This window comes from Paenibacillus senegalensis JC66, from assembly GCF_000285515.1.
Lineage (GTDB): Bacteria > Bacillota > Bacilli > Paenibacillales > NBRC-103111 > Paenibacillus_L > Paenibacillus_L senegalensis.
On sequence record NZ_HE610957.1, the window covers coordinates 567,644 to 577,980 of the forward strand.

A 10,337-nucleotide genomic window follows, 5' to 3' on the forward strand; every position below is an offset into this window, starting at 1 on the left:
TGCAGCTGTGCGGCTGCTTCGAATTCTAACGCTCGCAGTGGTCCTTATTTGAGCGAAATTAGGGGTCAAAAAAAATGTAAACGCTTGCCATGGTACTTATTTTGCTTCAGATCGCATTTTTACGGGCTTTTGTCACAAATAAGAACAAGGGAGCGTTAGAAAAAAAATCCCCTTCTTTTCCTCGAAATAAGAGCGAGGGCGAGCGTTAGCGCAATACATCCCACTAAAGCAACTTGCTGTGCTTCCCACGGAATTTCCCTCTAATGCAACTTGCCGCGCTTCCCACGGAACTTCTTCCACTATTGCAACTTGCTGGCCTCCCGCAGAACATCTCACCGGCTGTGAAGGTTTGGGGTTTTCATTGCAGCAAAAAGAAAACACCTCTCCACAGTGAGAAGTGCTAGTTTTTATTGATAAAGCCGTGGGCTGTCCATATCTTCCTTCATCAGTCCTGCGCTCAGACGCAGGTAGTCAATGGATAGCGGCAAATCTTCCGGTCCGGGACGAACTTCATAGGTTTTGCCCGTTAATACCGAATAAACTTCGATACGCGAAGGCAGCTGTTGAAACACTTTATGGGCAAATACTACACTGAGATGGCTGTACGCATTGACTACTTCGACATTAGCACTGGAAATGTATTTGCGAATGACTAGCTCGGATTGCTGCCACTCAACCACCTGCTGCATCATCGTCAGCTCCAGCCCTAATTCATCCACATACACAGACACCGGCTGGCATAAATAAAACGGCTTGGCGATTCCAAGCTCCTGAGTCAAGAACAGCATCATATATTTATTGGCTGCCTTTCGGTACTGCTCATGCTGTTGGCTGGAAAGAAAGCCGTCCGTGATTTCCGGCCAATGGCGTTCCATGCTGTTCCTTACATGGATCATCGTCCTAGCCTTGGCAGGCAAGGAATAGATGTCCCTAACAACTTGGTCCAATGCATGCTGCACAGCCTGTCTCCATCCGTTCTGATGCGGATTGCCGCATTTGCGGTAATAGCAGCCCGCACAGCGGACAAAGCACTCCAAATCGTCTTCCAGCAGCGAGTTATGGGCACAAGGTGGCTCAATAGTATAAGGGCTCGACATAACCGGCATCATTCATCTCTCCCTGATTGCTCACTACGTCAGTTCCAACGGAACCAAACGAAATTTCCTCTTTATTGAGAAAGATTATCATTATCAAGCAGTTTTGTCTACCCTTTTGCATAAAATGATCCGAAAATTAGCTGAGCTTCAAGTTTATCTCCCTGTCTGTTCCACCCAGTACCAGGCATCCTTCTCATTGACCAGCCGCTCTTGATAAGCCTTAGCCAGTTCTGGACTCCACTGACAACTGGAGCTTAGCTGCCATTGTCTTCTGCGCTTCGCTACCCAATCGTACACCCTGTCCCGAATGAACCAAGGGACAATTACTAGACCCGCTAAAAGCGGCCAAAGTCCCTCCATGCGTTTTACCAATTGAAGTGCAGCATCCGATTTAAAATAGAGCCGGCCATTGTGCACAAGAGCAAAGCTGCCGGATTCCGCTGCCTGCAGGTCGTCAGCACCTTTATAATAATGACGCCAAATCACTTGAGCCGAAGCGGACTGAAGCGGTGTAAAGCGAAACCGCACGTTCGAATCGCGCTGCATAATAAATTGAACTAATCGGCTGCACAACCCGCATTCACCATCAAACATGACGATAGACTGCTCTTTTTTCGGGCTCATGTAGACCTCCTCCGCTTCTTTTTGGAATGAATAAAGGCTTGAATGCGGATAGCTTCCTACTTGGCTAACTTGCACTGGGTCGATCTAGTTCCTGCATCTTACTTGCACTTGAGTCGATCTGGTTCCTACGGCTTCCTAACTTGCACTTAGGTCGATCTGGTTCCTGCGCCTTTCCATCTTGCACTTGGGTCGGTCTGTTTTCTGCGTCTTCCTAACTTGCACGATCGATCGATCTGCTTCCTGCGCCTTTATTTATAAGGATTGTTGCCCTTTGTCTGCTGCGGCTTTTCTGCTATGATGGATGCGTATGTCGCGGTTTCGGAGGACGACACCATATTAAAAATTCATTTTTCAGGGTGGTTTATATGAGTTTACATGTTCAAAAGCTGGTTTCGGATTATTTCAATGGTCCTCTTAAACAGCAAAGTGCGTATCCCTTTGTATTAGATGCATGGAGCACTGCTTTAATTGTAGTAACAGGCAGTTATTCATTTGGAATGTTTAACGAGGCCTCTGATCTTGATTTAGAATTCATACTCCCTGACGAGCAGCACAGCGCTTTAGTTGAAAAAGCGGGCGGAGTCCAAAATTTATGGGTTCACGATAAGAAACATCAACCCTTGGTTGATATCAAATTCCGGCCCAGATCATGGCTCCAAAAGCGGCTGAATGGAAACGACCCTGAGGTCCTATGGATATACCGGCACGCAGTTATTATTCAGGATAGCAGGCATGAACTTCCTCAGCTTCTCGATAATGCAAACAAACAATTTTACCTAACGTTTTTCGACTTGATCACGCGGGCCTACAAAGACTTGCGTGCGGGAATAACCCTGTCCGCAGCACGGGAGCCGCTGGGCAAAACAATCATGATGAATAGAGCGATTGACGCTGCATTGTCCCTTCCTTTTCTTGTGCGCCAAGCACCTTATCCATATCCTAAGTGGAAAAGCATTTGGTTGAAGGATACTCACGAGAAAGGTTCAGTTATTGTATCGCTTTGTGAACAATGGTTAACCGGCAGCCCGGTGTATGAATCACTTAGAGTTGAGATTAACTCTGTATTGGTTGAGTCGGGATACCAGGATTTAACCAGGCACTTCTGGCGAAAGGCTTAAAAAATCAATTTTGCAGGAGGGCCTAATTTAAAAACGAATCTTCGGCAGCAGCTATGACTTAACCTTACATCTTCTCAGTGCAGTGCAACAGGTCTAAGTTTGATAGACCTTCGACACATAATTGCAGATTTTGCTCATTAGCCCGCCTCACAATCCCTTGCGTCTGATCTTGTCTACTGCTTCTTTTCCGCTCCTGACCCCAAGCTTTTTAAGAATAGCGTGAATCTGGTTCTTCAGCGTACTTTCCGCCTTGAACAGCTTGCTCTGAATTTGGGAGCGGGTGTACCCCTGTCCGATCAGATCGATGATCTCCCTCTCCGCAGGGGTTAAAGGCTGAAGCTGCTCTTCCTGCTTCAACCTGGCATAATCCTTGAGCAGTGCGGCAAGAGGATTACCCTCTCGCATTGAGCTGCGTATGATGTAGGGCAATTCACGAAATTGCGATTTAAGCACATATTGCAAAGCTCCGGCAGTAAAGGCCTGCTGAATGGTTTGCTCCTCAGATAAGGACGTGAGCATGATCAATTTCGCAGACGGGTGGCTTTCTGCCAGCTGCAGGGCAAGATCAATGCCATCGGTTTTCCCTGGGGTCAGTTGAATGTCGAGCAGGGCTATATCGAATACAAGCCTTGTGGAGAGTCTCAGGGCTTCCTCTGGCGAACAAGCTGTGCCCGCCACTTCGATATCGCTCTCACGCTGAAGATATTGCCGGACCGCATCCACCCAGTCCGGATCATCCTCTACCAGCAGTACTTGAATCGCCGGCGTATTCATGATATCCTCCCCTTCCAGTCAGCCGTGCCTTTGTTTTACTATCTGCTAATTCAGCATTTAATTGCCAGCTATGCATCGACTTGACTTGGTGCTGTTCTCTTACCTGTGCTATGCATCGTCTTCATTATCAGCTAACGCGAGCAGCTTCCGGCGCGCGGAGTTTCGCTGCATGACGGCGGCCGGTCGGCCACATCAGCTGTTCTGTGCGTGTTTTACTATCAGCTGAAACATCTCTTACTATCTGCTGTTCATCTTCCTATTCGTACTTAAACGACTTTCTTGCGGCGGGCAAATTGCAAGCACACTGTTGTTCCAATTCCTGGCGAGCTGCGCAGTATAAGGCGTCCCCCTGATTTTTCCATCACCAGCCTGCAGTACGCGAGGCCAAGCCCGTAGTTGCTGGAGCGGTCGCGGGTGGTGTAAAAAGGCTTCTGGATGTCTTCCAGCCGGTCCGCCGGAATGCCCTCACCCCCATCCACAACCGAAATGACTGGACGTTTGTCCTTACTCGAGCCGGTTATATGGATCTTCCCCCCCTGTTCATGCATCGCTTCACATGCATTCTGCAGCAGGTTGCACAATACTTCCTTCACGTGAGCATAATCGAGTCTGATCTTCAATTCAGGATCGACAGCAATACCCACAGAGCATGAGTACCGCTCCAGCATCTCTTCTACCTGTTGTACACTGTCCTCCACCAATTGCTGGACGCTCACCGGCTCTTCCTTCAGCACAATCTCTCTGGTGCTTGCCTGTATCCGCTCTACCATAGCCTGCATGTGACTGGTTGATCGTTCAATAATAGCGAGAGGCTTCTGAATCTCCTTCTCATTCGGCAGCTGATGCCGCAAATTTTCAGTTGAGATGGCTATTTTTCCAATCTCGTTTTTAATAGTATGGTTCAAGACCGAGGTGCCTGAATGTATAGCTCTCCAGGCCGCATCCAGCGGCTCACTTTCCATTTTTAAACGGACCCCCAGCACGCCTGTAACAAAAGACAAAGCTAATCCAGCCACTAACGAATACGCAACAAATAAAGAAACATAGCGAAAAAAATCAAACTCCGGATTGTAGGTACGCGCCAACAAAATAAAAATGACTATCGATAGCAGTGTAGGCACTATAATCAGCATCGTCAGCAGCCTATGTTTTTTGGCGTAGGCATCCTTTTCCTTAACGAAGCCGTAAACAAGCAGCACACAGGCCGCGATATAGTAAGGCCCCGCACCCAGGAGTAAAGCTGCGGGAGACAACTCCCAGCCCTGATAGTTGATCAGCAAATAAACAAGCAAACAAGCTAAGGGAACGGTTAGCGCGGATGCCCATTTTCTTAATTGCTGTTCAGATAAAAAGCGGCCATATACAAGAGCAAACATAAGTACTGCATATGGTGTCAGCAGTTGATTGGCCATATTGAGTCCAATAGCTGAGCCTTCCAGTATGGACATCCACCAGGAGTTTGCAAGCACTGCGGCCGTGACCGACAGCTGGTCAATACGCTCCTTTAACCAATATGCCAGTCCGCCGAGAGAAGCAAAGACCAGAAACAAAGCAGCCCAGCGGTTAGCCCCATGGCGAGGCTGATTGAATCCTATGACGAAACCGGTGAATAGCAAAGCTACAAAATACAGCAGCATTTTCTTACCGCCTTGTTATCAAACTGTAAAGCTGTTGTCGTTAATTACAGTGTAGACGCTTGCTGCCATTATCGCAAACGACAGGTGCGCAATGGATCGCAAATATGCCATATCGCAAACGACAGGTGCCGCCTTGGACTGAAATCATGCAATTCTCGCAAATGACAGTACCACAGGATCGCGCAAGCAAGACTTGACCAACCTTCTATGTTACGATGAGAATAGGAACATAAAAGTAAAATTTATAGATTAACGATATATAGAATAGGTGAAACCATGCAGCCCAATCCTAACCTCAAGAATCCTTATCCATCTATGCGCACCCGTGGTGACGGCCGGCAAGACAGCCAGCGCGGACGCAAAGCAAGGAGAAGCCGGCCCCTGTTCCGCTGGCTGTTTCTCAGTACTATTGTTGTTATGTTCGTCGTGTTATGGGAGGAGCTTCCCTTCCTTAAAGAACTATCCACCCCCTTCCGCGTCCAAGAGGCTAAGCCTGTTACCGGGCTTCATCCCGTTGTCGACGAGAAACAGAAGGAGCTTGTTGAGCTGGCCCAGGCAATCGGGATATCTGTCCTCATTACGGACGGTTTCCGCAGCATCGAGGAGCAAGATGCTATTTATGAACAGGGACGAACAACAGATGGTCCCATCGTTACGAATGCCCGCGGCGGAGATTCCTATCACAATTATGGGCTGGCTGTTGATTTTGCCCTGATTACTAGAGGCGGCGAGGTCGTCTGGGATATGGATTATGACGGCAACGGGAATGGGGTTTCTGACTGGATGGAAGTTGTTGAGCTGGCCAAACAGTTAGGCTTCTCCTGGGGAGGCGATTGGTCCAGCTTCCCCGATTATCCTCATCTGCAGATGGATTTTGGTCTGTCGATCCGTGATCTGAAACGCGGGCGGCGGCCACCAGAGCCCGAGCCATCGGGATCTTCGGGATCTGCCCAGCAGTCTTCCTAATAGCTAGATTAGTAGATTAGTAGTGATTCATAGGCCTAAAAATGGTATGATCAATAGATCGTTACATCATTCTTGCACAGGCGTTTGCAAGCCAGATCAGTTATTCGTTTCCCGGGTCTGCCCGTCCTTATCCGGCTATGGCAGACCCTTCGCCTGTTTACTTAGAGGAGTCTTACACACATGGGTATCTTGTTGGTGCTGCTGGCTACGCTAGGTTGGAGTCTGGTCGGCATACTCGTCAAATTGGCGAATACGATGGTAGATACTTCTATCATCACCTTTGCCCGCTTTGCTATCGGAGTGATTTTTCTTGCCGGGCTGCTGCTTATTAAGGATGGTAAAATTTCGCTGCGCTCTAATATGAAATGGATTTGGCTGGGCGCTGCCGGCAAATCCTGCAACTATTTATTCGAGAATGTGGCGATTTCTATGGGGTACGCTTACGGAAATATTATTGTATCCCCTATTCAAATGATTGCATTAATGCTTATCTCACTTTTTTGGCTTAGGGAAAAGATATCGCGAAAAGGCTGGTATTCCGCTGTCTTATGTCTCGTCGGGATCGTACTGATTAGCTGGAACGGGCAGCCGCTTGAGCTGTACATGGAGAACAGCCTTATCATTACGCTGCTTTTTGGATTATCTGCGCTTGGCTCTGCTGTACACGTGCTCAGTCAGAAGATGCTGATTAAAAGCATGGATTCTGGAAACATGAACTTTTCCGTTTTCTTCTGGGCTTCGATCATGACCGCTATCCCACTTCCAGTCTATTCTGATGGTATGATAGGACCTGTCACGGTGCCGGCTGTGCTTGCACTTGCTGGACTTGGACTCATCACAGGGTTAAGCTTTTACAGCTTTGCCGAAGGGCTTCGCAGAGTCGATTTCTCTGTTGCCGTTATTATTAGCAACAGCATGGTGCTGTTCACTATTATCTGGTCTTATGTTTTCTTCAAGGAACCGATTACCTTATATATTATTGCTGGTGCCATGGCTTTCATTATAGGACTGGTCTGGCTCAATCTGCCCAGTCGTGCCCAACGGGTTAAAATCCGCGATGATACGGATGTCTCGACACCATGAATGGCATCATCGTTAATAATCAGCAAAGTTTAACTTAACGAAGCAGCAGTATGCTTCATATGCTGGACAAGAACAGTTAAGGGGTTTAACAGATCATATGAACTATCGTTACGAAAGTGATCCGCAAAGCTACGAGGATTTCGCCAGCGGCCGTGTGCTCTATAACACCCGAGGGATGACCGCGTTTCCGGTTAGATTGGCGAGTGAAATCGTGCAGCGCGCGTTTCAAATTTTGCGCGGACATGACTTGGAAGGGCCTTACCACCTGTATGATCCCTGCTGTGGGGGAGCTTATTTACTCACCGTCGTCAGTATGCTTCACGGCAGTCACATACGAAAGCTGACCGCATCGGATATCGATACGGCTCTGCTGGAAACAGCAAAGCGTAATCTGGCGCTCCTGTCCCGGCAAGGCATGGAACAGCGAAGAACACAGCTCATGGAGCTGTATGAAGAGTATGGCAAGCCCTCTCACCGGGAAGCACTGGAGAGCTTGGCACGCCTTAAGGAGCGAAATCAGTCTCATGGACAGTTCAACATCCATATATTCAGCCAAGATGTAACGGCCGACCATTGGACTCACCAACCGGATATTCCTATTCATGAGAAGGTTGACCTCCTGCTGACAGACCTGCCCTATGGCCAGCTTGCCGATTGGAGCGGGAATCGTCCTGATCCGCTTGGCGATTTTTTCGCCAATGTCTATCCTCTCCTGCGGCCTGGTCAATCGGTCCTGGCTGTCATCGCAAACAAAGGACCAAAGCTGCAGCATGATCAATACGACCGTGTTCAGTATGGCAAAATCGGCAAGCGCCAATTTGCTTTAATGGTTCCAAAACAATAAAAAGCGCATCCTGGCCAAAATTATTTTTTACATCAGGGGGAGAAACGATGAAGCTTGTATCTTGGAATGTCAACGGCCTCAGGGCTTGTGTGAATAAAGGCTGTTTTACCGATTATTTTGAGCAGATTGATGCGGATGTATTTTGTGTTCAGGAAACGAAAATGCAGGAAGGCCAGCTCTCTCTGGAGCTGGGTGATAACATTCACAGCTATTGGAACTATGCCCTAAAAAAGGGCTATTCCGGCACAGCAGTCTTCAGTAAAATAGAGCCAATTTCCGTGCGCTACGGTTTGGAGGAAGATGAGGAAGCAGAAGGGCGGATTTTGACATTGGAATTTGCCTCTTTTTATTTGGTTAACGTGTATACGCCGAACGCCAAACGCGATCTTTCCCGCCTGCCCTATCGGCTGGAATGGGAGGATCGCTTTCGCAAGTATATTGTCCAGCTGGATGAGAAGAAGCCGGTTATTATATGCGGAGATTTAAATGTAGCCCACCAGGAAATTGACATTAAAAATGCCAAATCCAACGTAGGCAATTCTGGGTTTACTCATGAGGAACGAGGGAAATTCAATGAGCTGCTCGGTGCCGGCTTCCTTGATTCGTTCCGTGAGCTTTACCCCGACCGGACTGATGCTTATACATGGTGGTCGTTTATGCCAAAAGTGCGGGAGCGCAACATCGGCTGGCGGATCGATTATTTCCTGATTTCGGAGAAGCTGAGGCCTCACCTTAAAGAGGCGGGCATAGATTCACACATCATGGGAAGCGACCATTGCCCTGTTTACGTGGAACTGGATGGGTTGACTTTGACTTAAAAGGCGGGAGTTAAATCATATAACAGCTCACCATGCTTGCAGGCAATCCTCTACCAATTCCGGAAGTCCTTCCCTATAATCATGGCTATAGCCATTAAGCTCCCGATAATTTGCTCGCGGATACTTCTGGCGATAGGCGTCCAGATGAGAGAAAGGGACTACATGATCCTCTTGACTGTGGTAAAAATAGAGTTTGTCCTCCGGCACGGGAAGCTTCCTCGGGCGTAGAGCTAACTGAAAGCTCTCTTCCTGCCAGTCCTGGTCTGCTCCCCAACAGGGAGCGGCCAACATGAAAAGACCCGCAATCGTAAACGGAAGCCTTTCCTCCTCACTAATATATTTAAGGAGGACAGAACCGCCCAATGAATGGCCGACAAGCAGCACCTCCCCCTCCAACGCGGCAAACTCCTTATTGAGCGCAGATTTCCAGGCTTCATATTCAGGAGCTTCCGGCTGCGGCATGGAGGGCCTTTTGACCTCACAGCCCGCAAGGTGCCGCTGCAAGCTGGAGGCAAGACCATCACTTCCCTTACCCTTTCCCTGGGGCCCGGCTCCATGAATAAAACATATGGCTAAATGCGATTGGTTTACAATCATGCGTTTACCTCCCTTTAGCCGGTCGATGAGGCGACCGGTTATCCATCTCAGCATTTTGCTTTAATCACTGTCCATGCATACAAAAGGCTGGTTAAGATAAAGGATATATTAAGAGCCGGAAGTAGATTTCTTTTAGATTGCGGTTTATATATTCGCCCAAAAATATGGATCGCCGCAATTAGCCAATATCCAAAACTTGAGCTGACCTATAAGCAGTGTCTAGTTAGCTGCCTGTTCTGCCAGTAGTGGTGCCGGCACCGGCTGCTGCCATACTTGAAATTTGTTGCCGTCCGGATCTTTAAAGTTCAATTGGAGGCCGCAGGAACCTTCATTTCGCACTTCCCCTTCCGTCCAAGCCCCTGATTCCTCCAATGCCTTCGCCAAAGCATAAATTTCATCGGTTTCAAAACAAATGGGGAACATCTCGAACAAAGAGCCGTCTTCGGTCCACCCAGTAGTCATAAATTGCAGCGGATGGCCGTCCAGGCACGGAAGCAAAAACAACCACTGTCCGCTTCCCATGATCATAATGGCACCTTTTCCGGGTTCCACCGGCGAGCGAAGCGTTAACCCTAGTACCCGTTGATACCATTCCGCTGATGCTTCAACGTTTGTAACTGGCAAATAGGCGCATTCAATTTTATCCAGAAGAGCTTTTTTCATTGTCCTTCATCCTCCTAGCAAGCTTATCTATCATTTTGATTTGTTTCTCACCTATATATAACGACAATATCACTCGATTCATAACACTTAATAAGAAAATTGTATGTTTTTTAATT

General features: G+C 48.0%; 11 protein-coding genes. 5 read left to right on the top strand and 6 right to left on the bottom strand.

Features of this window, described 5'->3' with window-relative positions; all coding sequences use genetic code 11:
• Positions 1 to 407: 407 nt before the first annotated feature.
• Positions 408 to 1,109: a hypothetical protein gene (locus PSHG_RS02760; RefSeq protein WP_148497616.1), complete on the bottom strand. Its 702-nt coding sequence runs from the start codon at positions 1,107 to 1,109 to the stop codon at positions 408 to 410.
• Between the two features lie 141 nt (positions 1,110 to 1,250).
• Positions 1,251 to 1,721 (bottom strand): thiol-disulfide oxidoreductase DCC family protein, encoded by a 471-nt coding sequence (locus PSHG_RS26460; RefSeq protein ID WP_010269111.1) that lies wholly within the window; start codon positions 1,719 to 1,721, stop codon positions 1,251 to 1,253.
• A gap of 365 nt (positions 1,722 to 2,086) precedes the next feature.
• Between PSHG_RS26460 and PSHG_RS02770 the strand changes: the two genes are divergently transcribed.
• A complete protein-coding gene (locus PSHG_RS02770; RefSeq protein WP_010269114.1) occupies positions 2,087 to 2,839 on the top strand; it encodes a nucleotidyltransferase domain-containing protein in 753 nt (250 codons plus the stop codon).
• 147 nt (positions 2,840 to 2,986) lie between these two features.
• Here PSHG_RS02770 and PSHG_RS02775 read toward each other — a convergent pair whose 3' ends face one another.
• Complete coding sequence (locus PSHG_RS02775) at positions 2,987 to 3,613, bottom strand: response regulator transcription factor (protein WP_010269117.1); 627 nt, start codon at positions 3,611 to 3,613, stop codon at positions 2,987 to 2,989.
• A gap of 266 nt (positions 3,614 to 3,879) precedes the next feature.
• Positions 3,880 to 5,250 carry a sensor histidine kinase gene (locus PSHG_RS02780; RefSeq protein ID WP_010269121.1) on the bottom strand — a complete coding sequence of 457 codons (1,371 nt, stop codon included), beginning with the start codon at positions 5,248 to 5,250 and terminating at the stop codon, positions 3,880 to 3,882.
• Positions 5,251 to 5,526: 276 nt separating this feature from the next.
• Here PSHG_RS02780 and PSHG_RS26465 point away from each other — a divergent pair, with 276 nt between their 5' ends.
• The 4 genes from PSHG_RS26465 (at position 5,527) to PSHG_RS02800 (ending at position 8,961) form a co-directional block, all read left to right on the top strand.
• A complete protein-coding gene (locus PSHG_RS26465; RefSeq protein WP_010269124.1) occupies positions 5,527 to 6,216 on the top strand; it encodes a M15 family metallopeptidase in 690 nt (229 codons plus the stop codon).
• 180 nt (positions 6,217 to 6,396) lie between these two features.
• Entirely contained in the window at positions 6,397 to 7,299 is a 903-nt protein-coding gene (locus PSHG_RS02790) for a DMT family transporter (RefSeq protein WP_010269127.1), read from the top strand.
• Positions 7,300 to 7,396: 97 nt separating this feature from the next.
• The gene (locus tag PSHG_RS02795; protein ID WP_010269129.1) at positions 7,397 to 8,143 is read left to right on the top strand and encodes a hypothetical protein; all 747 of its coding nucleotides are present in this window, start codon (positions 7,397 to 7,399) and stop codon (positions 8,141 to 8,143) included.
• Positions 8,144 to 8,190: 47 nt separating this feature from the next.
• Entirely contained in the window at positions 8,191 to 8,961 is a 771-nt protein-coding gene (locus PSHG_RS02800; RefSeq protein ID WP_010269131.1) for an exodeoxyribonuclease III, read from the top strand.
• A gap of 27 nt (positions 8,962 to 8,988) precedes the next feature.
• Here PSHG_RS02800 and PSHG_RS02805 read toward each other — a convergent pair whose 3' ends face one another.
• Positions 8,989 to 9,558 (bottom strand): alpha/beta fold hydrolase, encoded by a 570-nt coding sequence (locus tag PSHG_RS02805; protein WP_010269132.1) that lies wholly within the window; start codon positions 9,556 to 9,558, stop codon positions 8,989 to 8,991.
• A gap of 219 nt (positions 9,559 to 9,777) precedes the next feature.
• Positions 9,778 to 10,221 carry a VOC family protein gene (locus tag PSHG_RS02810; RefSeq protein ID WP_010269134.1) on the bottom strand — a complete coding sequence of 148 codons (444 nt, stop codon included), beginning with the start codon at positions 10,219 to 10,221 and terminating at the stop codon, positions 9,778 to 9,780.
• Positions 10,222 to 10,337: the final 116 nt, after the last annotated feature.